The organism is Chryseobacterium hilariae, assembly GCF_051400735.1.
Taxonomy (GTDB): Bacteria; Bacteroidota; Bacteroidia; order Flavobacteriales; family Weeksellaceae; genus Chryseobacterium.
This window is the reverse complement of sequence record NZ_JBLFFJ010000006.1, coordinates 65829-81931: the sequence shown is the minus strand read 5'-3', so window position 1 is coordinate 81931 and position 16103 is coordinate 65829. Positions and strand designations below refer to the sequence as shown.

Below are 16103 nucleotides of genomic sequence, written 5' to 3'. Positions count from 1 at the left end.
AAAATGAGCCCAAAAAACCATAAAGTACGAGTAGGAATTTCAATCGGTGATTTTAACGGCATCGGTCTGGAGATCATCATGAAATCCCTGAGTGACAAAACCATTACGGATTTTTTCACTCCGGTGATTTTTGGCTCGGGGAAGTTATTTACCTTCCAGAAAAATATTTTCAAGCTGAATCTGAATTTCAACTACATTAATGAAGCATCACAGGCTCAGGCAGGAAAACTGAATATGGTGAACCTTACCAAGGATAATGTGAATGTAGAATTGGGTGTCCCTACAGAAGAATCTACCAAAATGGCTATTGATTCCCTGGAATTGGCTACCGAAGCCTTAATGAAAGGAGAGATCGACGTTCTTGTTACAGCGCCTATCAACAAGGATGAAATGATAAAGATGGGCTTTAAGCATGCAGGACACACAGGATATTTTGAGGAAAAATTCAGTAAAAAAGGACTGATGTTCCTGGTTACAGAAGAACTGAAAGTAGCTGTTTCTACACACCATATTCCGATTGCCAGTGTTGCAGAAAATATTTCCAAAGAAAAAATAAAAAAACAGATCAGAGCCCTGAACCAGACATTAATTGAAGATTTCTGCATACAGAAACCGAAAATTGCAGTATTGGGACTGAATCCTCATGCTGGAGACGGAGGCGTGATCGGAAAAGAAGAGATTGAGATCATAGAACCGGCAATAAAAGAACTTTCTGATAATGGAATACTGGCCTTTGGACCTTATCCTGCAGACAGTTTCTTCCAACCTAATAAATATAAAAGTTTTGATGCTGTTTTAGCAATGTACCATGATCAGGGGCTTGCCCCATTCAAAACATTAGCCTATGAAGAAGGGGTGAATTATACGGCAGGACTTCCGTTCATTAGGACTTCTCCTGACCACGGAGTCGCCTACGATATTGCCGGAAAAAACATTGCTGATGAGCAGAGTTTTACTGAAGCCATCTTTACTGCTATTAAAATTTTCAGGAACAGAAGCGAATATAACGATCTGATGAGCAATCGTATGCAGCCGAGAAAGATGGTTGTAGACAATGGAGTGGATGAAGATCTTCCGGACGAAAACGAAGGATAAATTGTTAAAACAAATTTTAAATTAATTTGTTATGGATTTTATTTGTTATTATAAAAAAATTGCATATTTTTGCACACTCATTTTATGGACAAGTTAAGAAACTATGACGTAAGCTTTTCCGGACTTAAAAACGGAAAGCACGTGTTCAAATTTGAGATAGATAAAACGTTCTTTCAATTATTTGACACTGAACAGGAATTTACAAATCCTAAAATAACAGCAGATGTTTTTCTTGAAAAGCACACTACATTTTTAGAATTTGAGATCAAAGTACATGGAACAGTAGAGCTTATTTGTGATATCACAAATGATGAATTCAGCTATCCTATTGAAAACGAGATCGGAATTTTAGTGCATTTTGGTGAAGAATACGACGACAGCAATGAAGACGTCATTACCATTCCAGCATCAGATCACGCATTCAATGTGGCACAGCTGATCTACGAAAATGTACAGCTTTCTATACCGATGAAAAAAATTTCACCGAATGTAAGCGATGAAGATCTGGAAATTCTAAACAGGTTCAGTCCAAAAGATATTGAGGAGCCCGAAGAGGAAAATCATGACAGTGATCCCAGATGGGACGCGCTGAGAAAGTTAAAAGACAATAATTAAATAAAATAATTTAAATATGATGAGATGATGAATCTCATCGCTCATCAATTAAAAAAGTTATTCAAAATGGCACATCCTAAGAGAAGACAGTCGTCCACAAGAAGAGATAAGAGAAGAACTCATTATAAAGCAGTAGTTCCTCAATTAGCTAAAGATGCAACAACTGGTGAACTTCACCTTTACCACAGAGCTCACTGGCATGAAGGAAAACTTTACTACAGAGGTAAAGTAGTATTGGAAAAAGAAGTAGCAACTACAGAAGAAAACTAAGAGTCGCTTTTTCACTGAAAAAGCCTCATTTTAATACAAAAACCGCTCAATTTTGATAAAATTAGGCGGTTTTTTGTTGTTTTTTGCGTTTTTTTGGTATCTTTGGGACAAAATCAAATATCAAATTTATGGACATTAAAGACATACAAAATCTTATCAAGTTTGTATCTAAAGCTGAAGTTTCAGAAGTAAAATACAAAACTAAAGATTTCGAAATCACTATTAAAACTCCATTAGCCGGTAACGATGCGGTTTATGCACAGCCGGCAGTTTACCACACAGCTCCTCAGGCTGCAGCGGCGCCTGCTCCTGTAGCAGCTCAAGCAGCGGCTCCTGTTGAAAAAGCAGAAGCAGTATCTGATGACAGCAAATATGTGGCTATCAAATCTCCTATGATCGGTACTTTCTACAGAAAACCTTCACCGGATAAAGATGTATTTGTAAATGTAGGTGATGAAGTTTCCGCAGGAAAAGTAGTTTGCGTAATCGAAGCAATGAAGTTATTCAACCAGATTGATTCTGAGATCAGCGGAAAAATCGTGAAGATTTTGGTAGATGATGCTACTCCGGTAGAATATGACCAGCCTTTATTCTTAGTAGATCCATCTTAATTTAGAAGTTAGATGTTAGACATTAGATGTTAGACTTAATTCTGCATTCAAAATAACATTATCTAATTTTCAAATTATCTAATTTTCAAATTGAAGAAGATGTTCAAAAAAATATTAATAGCCAATCGTGGCGAAATTGCAATGCGTATTTTACGTACCTGCAAAGAAATGGGGATCAAAACCGTTGCAGTATACTCTACTGCAGATAAAGACAGTCTTCACGTAAGATTTGCTGATGAAGCAGTTTGTATAGGTCCTGCTATGAGTAAGGACTCTTACCTTAAAATCCCTAACATTATTGCTGCAGCAGAAATCACTAATGCTGACGCTATCCATCCAGGTTACGGATTCCTGTCTGAAAATGCCAATTTCTCCAGAATCTGTCAGAAAAACAACATCAAGTTTATTGGTGCTTCTCCTGAACAGATTGAAAAAATGGGTGATAAGGCAAACGCCAAAGCAACGATGAAAGCGGCAGGAGTACCATGTGTACCTGGTTCTGACGGATTAATCGAATCTTACGAGCATGCTGTAAAAGTGGCCGAAGAAACAGGATACCCTGTAATGATCAAAGCTACTGCAGGTGGTGGTGGAAAAGGGATGAGAGCCGTATGGAAAGCTGAAGACCTTAAAGATCACTGGGAATCTGCGATTCAGGAAGCTGTGGCAGCCTTCGGAAACGGAGGAATGTACATGGAGAAACTGATCGAAGAACCAAGACATATCGAAATCCAGGTTGCTGGTGACCAATTTGGTAAAGCTTGCCACCTTTCTGAAAGAGACTGTTCTGTACAGAGAAGAAACCAGAAACTGACTGAAGAAACTCCTTCTCCGTTCATGACTGATGAACTCCGTGAGAAAATGGGTGAAGCTGCTGTAAAAGCTGCAGAATTCATTGGATATGAAGGAGTGGGAACTATTGAATTCCTTGTAGACAAGCACAGAAATTTTTATTTCATGGAGATGAATACAAGAATTCAGGTAGAGCACCCAATTACTGAGCAGGTAATTGATTATGACCTGATCAGAGAGCAGATCCTTCTGGCTGCAGGAACACCTATTTCAGGAATCAACTACTACCCGAAATTACACTCAATTGAGTGCAGAATTAATGCTGAAGATCCTTATGCAGATTTCAGACCATCTCCGGGAAAAATCACAGGATTAAATATACCTGGCGGACACGGAATCAGAGTAGACACCCACGTGTATTCAGGATATACCATTCCTTCCAATTATGACTCAATGATCGCTAAGCTTATCACTACTGCTCAAACCCGTGAGGAAGCTATCGCTAAAATGAAGCGTGCACTGGAAGAATTCTATATTGAAGGAGTAAAAACAACTATTCCCTTCCACAGACAGCTGATGGATAATGAAGATTATCTTGCAGGAAACTATACAACAAAATTCATGGAAGATTTTGTAATGGATAGAAAGTATGATAATCACTAAGATTATTGATATATAAATTTTAAACTGCCTCGTTTTTGAGGCAGTTTTTTTTATACCTGATTACAGTGATCTATTTTTTTTTGAAATATTTATATGTATTCCAAGAATATCTTCAATCGCCCTGCCCATCAGGAATTGGTAACTCCTCAATATAGAATTCCATAAACCACTGATTACCAACAAACAATTTACCTAACACTTGTTAGTCGAAGAATTACGACACTTTTTAAAATTTTTCCAAAAACTTTTTTTTGATAATATAATTACTTCTAAATTTGGTGACATAAGATATCAAATCATACAATATTAACATTTAAAATTTACTAATCATGGCAGAAAGAAATTCAAGAGGAATTCTAAAATTCAATGGCGGTGAGGGACAGAAGTTATTAAAACTTAACTACAGTGTATCCCGATCTACAGACGTATCAGGAAGAGTGGCATCAGATCCTTCTAATGCTCTTATCAAAATTACAGTAGAAGCTACAGAAAAATCAGATATTCTGGAAAGTCTTCTTAACGGAAAATACAAGCCTACAACCGGTGAAGTTACATTCAACAAGTCTCACGAAGAAGGAACACTGACTACTTTGAAATGGGAAAACGGATATGTAATCCAACACGAAGTAGATTTTGATGCGGTGGATGACAACAGTATGTACATCAGCTTTGTAGTAAGTGCAGAACTTATTGATTTGGGTAATTCTTCTTATAGAGCAGAATGGCCTACATCTTAAGAATGTAATTTTCAACATCAAAAAACAGCAGACAGAATGGTAAACCCGAAGCAAGGGATACTGTTCTGTCTTTTTTGTTATTCAGAAATAGATGTACATGGAGCAAATATGATAAAAACACCATTTTAAAAATAATGCAAATTGTTCCGGAAAGATATAAAACCTACGCCCTTTGATCAGGAAGAGAAATATTTTCTAAAACAGCAGAACATAGCCTTAAAATATACTTTAAATCCTCAAGTGTACTGTATTATGTTTTTGTTCATGCATCTCATTAATAATGCTTAAATTTGTCGAAAACCGAAACATATGTCAACAGCAGCAACAGCAAAAAACTCACAGTATTTTATTGACCTTGAAGACAAACATGGAGCCCATAACTATCACCCTCTTCCAGTGGTTCTTGACCGCGGTGAAGGCGTTTTTGTATGGGATGTGGAAGGCAATAAATATTATGACTTTCTTTCAGCATATTCTGCTGTGAACCAAGGACATTCCCACCCTAAAATTGTAGCAGCTTTGGTAGACCAGGCTCAAAAACTGGCTCTGACATCAAGAGCATTTTACAATTCAAAATTAGGCGAGTATGAGCAAAAAATCACTTCCCTTTTTGGATTTGATAAGGTACTTCCTATGAATTCCGGGGCTGAAGCCGTAGAAACAGCCGTAAAATTAGCCAGAAAATGGAGCTATGAAGTAAAAGGAATTTCAGAAAATGCAGCTAAGATCATCGTATGCGAAAATAATTTCCACGGAAGAACAACTACCATTGTTTCTTTCTCCAATGATCCCGATGCTAACCAGAACTATGGACCTTTCACACCAGGATTCATAAAAATTCCTTACAATGACATTCCAGCATTAGAAGAAGTGCTGAAAAGAGAAGCAGGAAATATCGCTGCATTTTTAGTGGAGCCTATTCAAGGTGAAGCCGGTGTTTATGTTCCAGACGAAGGTTTCTTGAAAAACGCTTCTGAATTATGTAAAAAATATAATGTACTGTTCATCGCAGATGAGGTGCAGACGGGTATCGCAAGAACAGGCCAGCTCATTGCCTGCCACCATGAAAATGTACAGCCTGATATTCTTATTTTAGGAAAGGCGCTTTCCGGAGGCATGTATCCTGTTTCTGCAGTGTTGGCCAATGAAAACATTATGAACGTGATTAAACCCGGACAGCATGGTTCTACATTCGGAGGAAATCCTATTGCATGTGCAGTAGCAGTAGCAGCATTAGATGTGGTTGCCGATGAGAAACTGTCTGAAAGAGCAGAACAGCTGGGCCAGCTTTTCAGATCCGAAATTGAAAATATCATCGAAAAAAACAGTCTTATTACCAAAGTAAGGGGAAAAGGCCTTTTGAATGCTATTTTAATTAATGATACTCCGGACAGCTCCACAGCATGGAATCTTTGTCTGCAGTTAAAAGAAAACGGACTTTTGGCCAAACCTACCCACGGAAATATCATCAGATTGGCACCACCTTTGGTCATTACGGAAGAGCAGCTTTTAGACTGTGTCAGAATCATTGAAAAAACTATTACAGAATTTCGTTAATGAAGTTATCAGTCTGTTATATTGTTTTAAATGGAGAAAGAGTCATTGAAAAAAGTATCAGCAGTGTCTACGAGATCGCTGATGAGATTATAGTCGTTGATTCTTTTTCCACAGACAAAACTGAGGAAATCTGTACAGGGTTTCCGAAAGTAAAATTTATCAGAAAAAAGTTTCACGGCTTCGGCTGTCAGAAAAACTATACCCTGTCTGAGGCTTCCGGAGAGTGGATTCTGTTTTTGGATTCCGATGAGGTCCCGGATAAAACAGCTGTAAACGCCATTAAAGAAGTATTAACAAGTTCCAGCCCTGCATATAATGTCTATGAAATTCACTTCAATAATATCCTGCTGAAGAAAACCATACAATATGGCGGTTGGGGTAATGTGTGGAGAGAAAGATTCTTTAGAAAAGGACACGGAAAATATTCTGATGACCTGGTGCATGAATGCTTTATCACACAAGATAAAAAAGGAAAGCTTCCAGGAAACATCGATCACTACACGTATAAAAGTATTGCCCATCACATTGAAAAGATCAATAATTATACACAGCTGATGGCAGAAAAAAAAGTCTTGAACGGAAAATCAGTATCTCTGTTTAAGATTATTTTTTCTCCTTTTTATGATTTTATGAAAACCTATTTTTTTAAGCTTGGCTTTTTAGATGGCGTTGCCGGTTTTTATATCTCGATTACCGGAGCATTTTACACCTTTCTGAAATATATAAAAATTAACGAAATCCATAAATTCAAATAATACCCTCCAGATTAAAATAAAATAGCCGGCTCAATTGTATTGCAGCCGGCTTAATTTGTAATAATTTTCCGGCAGTTAAGTCTTATTTTAACCTGATTCCTGGATCAGAAAATGCTTGAAACCAATTTTTATCCAAGGAAAACAAAAAATATTTCATTCAGTAAGATATACAAAATATTTCCCGTGGATTTCTTATTTATAAATTAAAGTGATTTATTTAATTAAAAAAATCAATTAAATGTTTGTAAAACTACTGTTTATCAGTGTGCTCAGTTTTAATAATTATGTTAAACTCTGGTTTTTTTAATGTATTTTTAAGCTAATACGTTCAGTATTTTATTAATTTTGAAACTTGTAACAGATGTCTTTTTTTGTAGACTCATACATTATTCAGGAATCATTTAGTCAGTAATAAAACAATAGAATTATATAGGCCGTAAATAATTTTATAGACATTATTCCATAAACATACGGTTTTTATATTCAGATAGCCATGCTCAGATTTGTTAAAAGAACACTCGGATTTTCGGAAACAAAAAGTGTCCGTATTCTAATGTATCATAAAGTGCTGCCGGAGAAAAAAATTTCCAGCAAAGACTTGCTGACGGTTTCAGCAGAAGATCTGGAACAACAGTTTAAATACATTAAAAATAATTTTAATACTGTATTTTTTAATGACCTGAAGGCCAACAGCCAGCTAAAGCATAAACTCATTCTTACCTTTGATGATGGCTACCTCAACAATCTTCAGTACCTGGTTCCATTATTGGAAAAATATCGTTTGAAAGCTACCATCTTCATTCCAACCGAACTTATCGAGAAAAGTGAAACAGATGAAAACCGTCAGCTAATGACATTTGATGAGATCAGGTCCCTCAATCCTGAAATCGTTGAAATTGCCCTTCACAGCCATTCCCATAAGAACTATTCACAGATCTCACTGGAGGAAGCAGCGGATGACATTCATAAAAACATCCGTACTCTGGAAGAAAAAGAAATTCCTTTTACCAAGGTACTCGCCTACCCTTACGGCAAATTTCCTAAGAAAGGAGAACAAAAAAAGGAGTTTTTTTCCATACTCGAAAAGGCAGGAATTATTTCTGCAGTACGCATCGGTAACAATATCGCCTATTATCCTTGGGAAAATAAATTTGAGATCAAAAGGATTGACATCAGGGGTGGTGACAGTTTCAATGTATTTAAGTGGAAATTAAGGCTCGGAAAGATTAAACTTTAATTCAGCAGCTCACTGTAAAGTTTTTCGTAAGCTCCGGCCATTTCAAGATATCCGAACTTTAGGGCTCTCTGCTTTAGATGTAAAGCATATTCATCAGCTCTGGAACCGTAAGCCTGCATTCCGGCTGCATATACCTGCTGCATGTGCTCTGCTGAAAAGTCATCAAAATAGAAAGCCAGGTCTCCTCCAATTTCAGGAAGACTCGTTAATTTGCTTAAAAAAACAGGTTTCCCAAAATACATAGCTTCCACAGGAGGGATTCCAAAACCCTCTGCCAATGAAGGATGGCAATATGATTCGCAATGCTGAAGAAGAAAATATTTTTCGTTATTATCTATATTTTCCAGAATGTGTACTCTGTTTTCCAGTCCCAGGTTTTTTATTTTCTCTAAAAATTTTTCTTTATAAGCAGATTTTGCAGATGAAGTTACCAATACAAGATCCCTGTCATTTTTTGAAATAAGATCCAGAAGCACTTCCTGATTTTTTTTGGGGAAAAGCACTCCGATATTTAAAATATATTTCTTGCCGATGAAACTGTAGCTGCGCTCAGAAGTGAACACTGTGGTCCCGGGAAAAATCAGTCCGTTGTAGATCACCTTTACTTTCACATCCTTTTTTAAATTAAAAAGCTTGCTGTTTTTAAGAAAATCTTCTTTTACAAATTCTGAGATACAAACGATGGCATCTGCATTACCTATATTTTTCTGAACCAATTTTGTATATTTTTTCACTTTTTCTTCCTTACTTCCATCGTGAAGAAAATTAAGATCGTGAAGCGTTACTACCTTTTTCTGTCCTCCTTTTACAGTATGAAAATATTGGGAAAGCTGATGAGCTGTATGAATCAGGGAAAAAGATTGAGTATTTATAGGAAATTTCTTCTGCCAGAACTTCCAGCCGATAATATTAAAGTTTTTTTTAGTCTGCGGAATATTTTTTTTGGGTCCGTAAAAAGTATACTCAAAATAAGAGGATTTCTCGTCCAGACCCTTTATCAATGAAATACATACGTTGGCAATTCCCGACTTCGGGTACTTTAATCTTTCAGCATCAATAAGGATTTTCTTTTGCATTCCGTTCAGGCTTTTCATCAAAAATATAAATTTAAATATGAAATTTTTATTTTTGCAGTATGAAAATTTGTTTAATCAGCTTCGATTTCTGGCATTATGATGAACACATAGTGGAAAAACTGAATGATAAAGGCATTGAAGCATGCCATATCAACATCGGAGCCTTTACCCACAAAAATACCGGAGAGCGTATAAAAAACACTTTCAGCAAAATTTTTCTGGGTAAAAACCCCAAATATCACAAAAGACAAAGTTTCATACTGGAATCTCTGGAAAAGATAGGACCACAGGACCAGATCCTGGTTATCAATCCTGAGGCTATTGACGAAAGTATCCACCAAAAAATCAGGGAATACGCGGACCGGAACATCGCATACCTGTATGACAGCATGGCCCGGAATCCGGCGACCCACCTTCTTCATTATTTTGACACGATATTTTCTTTTGATGATGAAGATGTAAAAAACTTCGGATTCGAAAAGATCACCAATTATAATTACCTCGACCATATTCCAGCTGAAAAGCAGCGCCCGAAGCTGGATCTTTTCTACATCACGTCTTATGATCAAAAAAGGCTTTCTGCGCTGAATCTGTTGATCAACCGCATACATCCGATGAAAATAAAGTTCGAGGTTTATATGGTTGGTAAAAAAGGCTGGAAAAATAAACTGAACCAGATCATTGATAAGAAGAATATTGATATTTTAAAGTTCGGAAGAAAAAAGATACCTCATCATGTACTGCCCGCCTATTATAAGAATACTAAGGCTATCCTTGACCTGATGCGTGCTGACCAGACAGGACTGAGCTTCAGGATATTTGAAGCCATGGCGCTGGAAAAGAAGATTATTACGGATAATCCTACAATCAAAACGTATGATTTTTACAATCCTAATAATATTTTGGTGCTGGATAAGAATTTCCGTAATCTGAAAAAAGATTTTTTCACCACACCATACGAAAAGCTGCCTGAAGAAGTTTATAATAAGTATACTCTTGACCATTGGGTGAACACTGTATTTAAACTGAATTCATGAAAGAAATAAAAAATGTACTTATTGTAACCAGGGAATATAAAGCTTCCCGTACTCCTAAAGTAGGCGGTACAGGCGTTTTCTATAGAAATTTATGTACAGAGCTTGTAAAGAGAGGCATTTCAGTACATGTTTTCCTGATCTCAAAGTATGTATTTGACATAGAGGAAGACGGTGTAAAGATTCATTCAATCAAAGATATCTTCAAAGCTAATCCTCTTCTTGAGCTGATAAGATCTTTTACCGGAAAGCTGAAGATTCTTGAACAGATTCATTTTAAAACCTATTTATCCGAGAAAAAAAACATCTCAGATCAGATCAATGCCTGGATCAGGAAAAATAGTCTTGATTTTGATATTGCAGAAACCCATGATTTCGACGGACTGGCACTTTCTATCCCTAAAAAAATCCCTTATGTAATCAGATGCCACGGCTCCTGGTCTGTTCTGGAAAAATATTTCGGCTACAAAAAAGTGCATAAAGGAAGAGTTTTCTGTGAAAAAGAAGCTTTTAAAAGCTCAGAAAACATCATTACGATATCAAGGTATAATGAGACGATTAATAAAACCCTGTTCGGCATCAAAGATCCGAAACTCATCTATAACGGCATTGATGAAACATTCTACAAACCTGCAGAAAATATAGAAATTATTCCTAAATCTGTATTTTTTTTAGGAAATGTTTCTTTTGAAAAAGGCGCAGAAACGCTGATCAATTCTTTTATTAAACTTAAAAAAAATCATCCGGAAGCATCGCTCCATTTTATAGGAAAACCTAATCATTATCCTGCATATATCATTGAGAATATTCCCGATATGGAAACCCGGAATTCGGTTCATTTCTATGGCAATAAACCAAGTGCGGAAATTGTAGAGCTCATCAGCCAAGCAGAGGTGGTATGCTTCCCCTCCAAAGGTGAAAATTTTAGCTTATCTTTGCTCGAGGTAATGGCCATGCAGAAACCTGTTGTATGTTCTGCGATAGATTCCTTTAAAGAAATTATAGAGGAACCGGTGAACGGCCTGATTGCTGAGGAAGGAAACTTCCATGAAAAGATAAGTCTTATTTTTGAAGACGATGAGCTGAGAGAAAGGATATCAGTAAATGCACGGAAATTAATAGAATCTAAATTCGGCATTGATATGATGGTGAATGAAACCATAAGTTATTATACAGAAATTATAGAAAAACACGACCTGTAATATCACTGGAAATAATGTCCTAACTTCTTAGTTCATCCTAAGTTTTAGAATATGAATGCGAAGGAACAAATTGAAAATTTAGAAAAACAGCTTAAAGCACTTAGAAAAAAATATTATATCAAGTCTTTTTTCAGAAAAGCAAAAAGACTCGTAACAGATTTTTTACCGCTGGATTCTATCCCGTCTGAATATTGTACGGAAAGAATTAAGATCAGCGAAAAACAAGAGGCAGAAATCTTTCTTCCTAAAACTTTTTATGCTCCTCAAATTTCTGTAAAAACACCTAAAAATACCGTAGAGATTTTTGCGCTTCAAAATGTACTCTGTATTCCTAATTCCACGTATTTTTTAAATCTGAAAAAAGATAAAATCTTTTACGAAAAATGGCATGATGATGACAGGATTACTTACGTATACAATACCACCAATTTAATACAGCATTCCATAACTCTTGCAAAAGTAAAGAATTATAAAAATGTGTATTATGATGAAGAGGCTATTTTTCTGGGCGGAACTTTTACTTTCAATTATTATCATTTTCTGGTTGATATTCTTTCTAAGGTTGAATTTTTTAAATACATACCTGACGCAAAGAATAAACTGATCATCATAGATGAAGAAGTGCAGAAGGTAGAAAATATGAAAGATCTTCTGATGTTTTTTCTGAAGGATTATAAAATTGTATTTCTCAGCAACAATAAAAATTATTACCAATTCAAAAAGCTGTGGCATATCTCGAGCATCAATTATGCCATCCCGAATATTATGCCTGGCGAAAAATATGAAGCCGGATTTGCAAAATTATCGAAATCTTCTCTGCAGTATCTTAGAAAAATAGCCTTTGATAATCTAGACCTAAGCAAGGTACGCATCGAGCCTATTAAAAAAGTATTTATTTCAAGAAGGTCTCAGTATAGGAAATATAATGATCATGAAATTTTTGAAACAGCAAAAAAATATGGGTTTGAGGAAGTTTTCTTCGAAGACCTTAACATCCACGAGCAAATTTACCTCGTTAACAAAGCTGATTATATCATAGGACCAACAGGAGCAGCATGGACTAATATCCTTTTTACCAATCCTGGAGCCAAGGCATTACTTTGGCTTAGTTCTGTTTGGGGAGATTTCGCTATTTTCTCTACATTAGCAAAAGAAATAGGACTCGATTTATACTTTTATATTTATCCTCAGACAAGTAAAGATTTTCATGAAGATTATAAGTTGGATCCTGAAGTTTTCTCAAATGAACTAAAACAACTTTTAAACTTATGATAAATATACATCCTACTGCAGAAGTCCTGAGCAAATCTATTGGCGAAAATACAATGATATGGCAATACTGCATTGTGCTTCCCGATGCCGTAATAGGTGAAAATTGTAATATCAACTATAATGTTTTCATAGAAAATAATGTTTATATAGGAAATAATGTCACTATAAAACCGGGAGTGCAAATATGGGATGGAATTTCTATTGAAGATGATGTTTTTATTGGACCCAATGTGACTTTCACCAATGATAAGCACCCTGTTTCAAAAAATAAAAATTTTACTTTACTAAAAACTATTGTCAAAAAAGGAGCCTCTATTGGAGCCAATGCAACAATACTTCCAGGAATTACCATTCATGAAAATGCAGTGATAGGGGCAGGAAGTGTCGTGACAAAAGATGTACCTGCCGGAGAAATCTGGTTTGGAAATCCGGCAAAAAAACAAAACGTTTAGAATGCTTAAAATAATTTAATAAGATATTAATTAAACTTATTAAAAATTAATGCAATTCATTTAATTATCAGCTTAGTTTTATTATCAAGATAACTATAAATATACTTATGCCAGGATTGTTTATATAATCAATCATGTGGTTTTATAATCAGTTTGATCATGAAATTTTTATTTTTGCAGTATGAAAATTTGTTTAATCAGCTTCGATTTCTGGCATTATGATGAACACATAGTGGAAAAACTGAATGATAAAGGCATTGAAGCATGCCATATCAACATCGGAGCCTTTACCCACAAAAATACCGGAGAGCGTATAAAAAACACTTTCAGCAAAATTTTTCTGGGTAAAAACCCCAAATATCACAAAAGACAAAGTTTCATACTGGAATCTCTGGAAAAGATAGGACCACAGGACCAGATCCTGGTTATCAATCCTGAGGCTATTGACGAAAGTATCCACCAAAAAATCAGGGAATACGCGGACCGGAACATCGCATACCTGTATGACAGCATGGCCCGGAATCCGGCGACCCACCTTCTTCATTATTTTGACACGATATTTTCTTTTGATGATGAAGATGTAAAAAACTTCGGATTCGAAAAGATCACCAATTATAATTACCTCGACCATATTCCAGCTGAAAAGCAGCGCCCGAAGCTGGATCTTTTCTACATCACGTCTTATGATCAAAAAAGGCTTTCTGCGCTGAATCTGTTGATCAACCGCATACATCCGATGAAAATAAAGTTCGAGGTTTATATGGTTGGTAAAAAAGGCTGGAAAAATAAACTGAACCAGATCATTGATAAGAAGAATATTGATATTTTAAAGTTCGGAAGAAAAAAGATACCTCATCATGTACTGCCCGCCTATTATAAGAATACTAAGGCTATCCTTGACCTGATGCGTGCTGACCAGACAGGACTGAGCTTCAGGATATTTGAAGCCATGGCGCTGGAAAAGAAGATTATTACGGATAATCCTACAATCAAAACGTATGATTTTTACAATCCTAATAATATTTTGGTGCTGGATAAGAATTTCCGTAATCTGAAAAAAGATTTTTTCACCACACCATACGAAAAGCTGCCTGAAGAAGTTTATAATAAGTATACTCTTGACCATTGGGTGAACACTGTATTTAAACTGAATTCATGAAAGAAATAAAAAATGTACTTATTGTAACCAGGGAATATATGACAGGTATGAATTCGGAACCCAATGATAATAGGAAACAGATTTTCAGCTATGGAATGTTATTTTTATCAGGTCTATATTTTGCTTTCATATGTGTTTACTCTATCAATCAGGCTGATTTAGGATTTCAGTTATCTGCAGTAGAAAGATTGAAAGCAGGGCAGATTATTTATAAAGATTACGATTTTATCCGCCCTTTTTTTGGCGTTATTTTTTGGGATTACCTGCTCAAGTTTATTCCGTTGCAGTTTGATTATTTAATTTTAATCTCCAGGATTCTTGTTATTCTAGAAAGCTTTATCATCTGTTATGTCATACAGAAGCTTATCTTTGGAAAGAAAGATTTACAGACTACCATATTTCTGGTATTATGCTTTCTTCATACCTTCCCTATTATGCCCTGGCATACTATAGATGGAATTTTCTTTGCTGTGCTTGCTTTGCTGTTTTATAAAGAAAAATGGTATCTGAGTTCACTCCTTTTTATTGCATTCGCTTCACTCACCAAGCAATCGTTTGTTATTTTCGGACTGGGAGCATCAATCATTATCCTTTTTGATCTTTTTAAAAAATTTGTGATTACAAAAAAAGATCTATACCTCTTTATTCCTTCTTTTTTATTCTTCATTGCAATACTGTTTCAGTATCGGATTATTGAAAATTTCAATTTATTTATAGAACAGGTCTTACAACCTGCATCGCCATCTTATGTGTATGAGGGCTGCATAGCTCCTTACTTTTCTTTTGAAAAGAACTTTCACACCATACTTTATATCCTTTCATTGGTCCTGATCTATTTTATAAGCATTAACAGAAAAGTATTTGAACTAGTATTGGTGGCTGTATTGCCTGTCTTTATCATATATCCTTTTTTTAATGACGGGCAGTTCAAGGGAACTTATGTTTTATATGCCATCTTATTTATCTTATTTCTAAAGTATGAACGGCAAAATAAATTTATATTTTTATTGCTGTTTCTCGGATGGTGCTCTTCTATATCGTGGGGATATAATACACCTGCCTTTTTTATTTTAATTCTTCTTTATAAATTCATAGAAAAGCAAGACAGATTTTTCATACTTTTATGGGGAATTATATTAACCGTTTTTTCAATATATAGAGGTAAGTACCCTTATCATTCTGAAAGTCTTACATCTAAACATGTTTTTATTAAAAACGTTCCTGCTGTTTCAAGCCTGTTGGTTTCAGAAAAAGAACATTCCTATATTTTGGAGGCACAACAGATACATAAAATACATAAAGATATTATATTCTTACCTGCTTCTCCTCTTTTGGATATTGTTAACACAAGCTTTTTAAACCGGGCATCATGGGAAATGGATGTTGAATATCCAAGCTGGAAATCTGATCTTCAAAAATTAAAAACAAACACAATAGCAGTAGATAATAATCTCTTGCATTACTATAAAGAGGGCTTCTTTGTCAGTTCAATAACCCTTGAACTTATGAAACAAAAAAAAGCAATCAAAAAGACAAAATATTTTACCATTTACGGTAATTAAACTCATCCTATCTA

The 16103-nt window shown here is 35.5% G+C and carries 16 protein-coding genes; 15 read left to right on the top strand and 1 reads right to left on the bottom strand.

What is annotated here, in order from left to right; all coding sequences use genetic code 11:
* Positions 1-3: 3 nt before the first annotated feature.
* The 9 genes from pdxA to ACMGDK_RS16915 all read left to right on the top strand — a co-directional run bounded on the left by pdxA (position 4) and on the right by ACMGDK_RS16915 (position 8332).
* Positions 4-1095: a 4-hydroxythreonine-4-phosphate dehydrogenase PdxA gene (gene pdxA / locus ACMGDK_RS16955; RefSeq protein WP_436809038.1), complete on the top strand. Its 1092-nt coding sequence runs from the start codon at positions 4-6 to the stop codon at positions 1093-1095.
* A gap of 84 nt (positions 1096-1179) precedes the next feature.
* A complete protein-coding gene (locus tag ACMGDK_RS16950) occupies positions 1180-1710 on the top strand; it encodes a YceD family protein (RefSeq protein WP_436809037.1) in 531 nt (176 codons plus the stop codon).
* A gap of 66 nt (positions 1711-1776) precedes the next feature.
* A complete protein-coding gene (gene rpmF, locus ACMGDK_RS16945; RefSeq protein ID WP_007843326.1) occupies positions 1777-1980 on the top strand; it encodes a 50S ribosomal protein L32 in 204 nt (67 codons plus the stop codon).
* Between the two features lie 128 nt (positions 1981-2108).
* On the top strand, positions 2109-2591 hold the full coding sequence (accB, locus tag ACMGDK_RS16940; RefSeq protein WP_436809036.1) for an acetyl-CoA carboxylase biotin carboxyl carrier protein: 483 nt from the start codon (positions 2109-2111) through the stop codon (positions 2589-2591).
* 99 nt (positions 2592-2690) lie between these two features.
* Positions 2691-4046 carry an acetyl-CoA carboxylase biotin carboxylase subunit gene (accC, locus tag ACMGDK_RS16935; RefSeq protein WP_116014201.1) on the top strand — a complete coding sequence of 452 codons (1356 nt, stop codon included), beginning with the start codon at positions 2691-2693 and terminating at the stop codon, positions 4044-4046.
* A 329-nt stretch (positions 4047-4375) separates the two neighbouring features.
* A complete protein-coding gene (gene tssD, locus ACMGDK_RS16930) occupies positions 4376-4783 on the top strand; it encodes a type VI secretion system tube protein TssD (protein ID WP_306845459.1) in 408 nt (135 codons plus the stop codon).
* Positions 4784-5092: 309 nt separating this feature from the next.
* A complete protein-coding gene (rocD, locus tag ACMGDK_RS16925; protein ID WP_436809035.1) occupies positions 5093-6340 on the top strand; it encodes an ornithine--oxo-acid transaminase in 1248 nt (415 codons plus the stop codon).
* Positions 6340-7095, top strand: a complete 756-nt coding sequence (locus tag ACMGDK_RS16920; protein WP_436809034.1) for a glycosyltransferase family 2 protein — start codon at positions 6340-6342, stop codon at positions 7093-7095. The genes rocD and ACMGDK_RS16920 overlap by 1 nt, the downstream gene beginning before the upstream one ends.
* Positions 7096-7648: 553 nt before the next feature.
* On the top strand, positions 7649-8332 hold the full coding sequence (locus tag ACMGDK_RS16915; protein WP_436809033.1) for a polysaccharide deacetylase family protein: 684 nt from the start codon (positions 7649-7651) through the stop codon (positions 8330-8332).
* Here the strand turns inward: ACMGDK_RS16915 and ACMGDK_RS16910 are convergent.
* The gene (locus tag ACMGDK_RS16910) at positions 8329-9426 is read right to left on the bottom strand and encodes a glycosyltransferase family 4 protein (protein ID WP_436809032.1); all 1098 of its coding nucleotides are present in this window, start codon (positions 9424-9426) and stop codon (positions 8329-8331) included. The genes ACMGDK_RS16915 and ACMGDK_RS16910 overlap by 4 nt on opposite strands.
* A gap of 41 nt (positions 9427-9467) precedes the next feature.
* On the opposite strand from ACMGDK_RS16910, the gene ACMGDK_RS16905 reads away from it, so the two are divergent.
* From ACMGDK_RS16905 to ACMGDK_RS16880, 6 genes are all read left to right on the top strand, one after another.
* Positions 9468-10445 carry a WaaS/CpsH family glycosyltransferase gene (locus ACMGDK_RS16905; RefSeq protein ID WP_436809028.1) on the top strand — a complete coding sequence of 326 codons (978 nt, stop codon included), beginning with the start codon at positions 9468-9470 and terminating at the stop codon, positions 10443-10445.
* Positions 10442-11644 (top strand): glycosyltransferase family 4 protein, encoded by a 1203-nt coding sequence (locus ACMGDK_RS16900; protein WP_436809031.1) that lies wholly within the window; start codon positions 10442-10444, stop codon positions 11642-11644. The genes ACMGDK_RS16905 and ACMGDK_RS16900 overlap by 4 nt, the downstream gene beginning before the upstream one ends.
* 51 nt (positions 11645-11695) lie before the next feature.
* A complete protein-coding gene (locus tag ACMGDK_RS16895; protein WP_436809030.1) occupies positions 11696-12916 on the top strand; it encodes a glycosyltransferase family 61 protein in 1221 nt (406 codons plus the stop codon).
* Entirely contained in the window at positions 12913-13368 is a 456-nt protein-coding gene (locus tag ACMGDK_RS16890) for an acyltransferase (protein ID WP_436809029.1), read from the top strand. The genes ACMGDK_RS16895 and ACMGDK_RS16890 overlap by 4 nt, the downstream gene beginning before the upstream one ends.
* A 181-nt stretch (positions 13369-13549) precedes the next feature.
* Positions 13550-14527, top strand: a complete 978-nt coding sequence (locus tag ACMGDK_RS16885) for a WaaS/CpsH family glycosyltransferase (RefSeq protein WP_436809028.1) — start codon at positions 13550-13552, stop codon at positions 14525-14527.
* Positions 14524-16089, top strand: a complete 1566-nt coding sequence (locus ACMGDK_RS16880; RefSeq protein ID WP_436809027.1) for a hypothetical protein — start codon at positions 14524-14526, stop codon at positions 16087-16089. The genes ACMGDK_RS16885 and ACMGDK_RS16880 overlap by 4 nt, the downstream gene beginning before the upstream one ends.
* Positions 16090-16103: the final 14 nt, after the last annotated feature.

Bases quoted from the DNA above. Each gene is read 5' to 3' on its own strand.
- ACMGDK_RS16900 (WP_436809031.1), top strand. From the start codon at position 10,442: ATGAAAGAAATAAAAAATGTACTTATTGTAACCAGGGAATATAAAGCT.
- ACMGDK_RS16880 (WP_436809027.1), top strand. From the start codon at position 14,524: ATGAAAGAAATAAAAAATGTACTTATTGTAACCAGGGAATATATGACA.
- ACMGDK_RS16895 (WP_436809030.1), top strand. From the start codon at position 11,696: ATGAATGCGAAGGAACAAATTGAAAATTTAGAAAAACAGCTTAAAGCA.
- ACMGDK_RS16890 (WP_436809029.1), top strand. From the start codon at position 12,913: ATGATAAATATACATCCTACTGCAGAAGTCCTGAGCAAATCTATTGGC.
- ACMGDK_RS16905 (WP_436809028.1), top strand. From the start codon at position 9,468: ATGAAAATTTGTTTAATCAGCTTCGATTTCTGGCATTATGATGAACAC.
- ACMGDK_RS16910 (WP_436809032.1), bottom strand. From the start codon at position 9,426: ATGAAAAGCCTGAACGGAATGCAAAAGAAAATCCTTATTGATGCTGAA.
- tssD (WP_306845459.1), top strand. From the start codon at position 4,376: ATGGCAGAAAGAAATTCAAGAGGAATTCTAAAATTCAATGGCGGTGAG.
- pdxA (WP_436809038.1), top strand. From the start codon at position 4: ATGAGCCCAAAAAACCATAAAGTACGAGTAGGAATTTCAATCGGTGAT.
- ACMGDK_RS16950 (WP_436809037.1), top strand. From the start codon at position 1,180: ATGGACAAGTTAAGAAACTATGACGTAAGCTTTTCCGGACTTAAAAAC.
- rocD (WP_436809035.1), top strand. From the start codon at position 5,093: ATGTCAACAGCAGCAACAGCAAAAAACTCACAGTATTTTATTGACCTT.
- rpmF (WP_007843326.1), top strand. From the start codon at position 1,777: ATGGCACATCCTAAGAGAAGACAGTCGTCCACAAGAAGAGATAAGAGA.
- ACMGDK_RS16885 (WP_436809028.1), top strand. From the start codon at position 13,550: ATGAAAATTTGTTTAATCAGCTTCGATTTCTGGCATTATGATGAACAC.
- accC (WP_116014201.1), top strand. From the start codon at position 2,691: ATGTTCAAAAAAATATTAATAGCCAATCGTGGCGAAATTGCAATGCGT.
- accB (WP_436809036.1), top strand. From the start codon at position 2,109: ATGGACATTAAAGACATACAAAATCTTATCAAGTTTGTATCTAAAGCT.
- ACMGDK_RS16920 (WP_436809034.1), top strand. From the start codon at position 6,340: ATGAAGTTATCAGTCTGTTATATTGTTTTAAATGGAGAAAGAGTCATT.
- ACMGDK_RS16915 (WP_436809033.1), top strand. From the start codon at position 7,649: ATGTATCATAAAGTGCTGCCGGAGAAAAAAATTTCCAGCAAAGACTTG.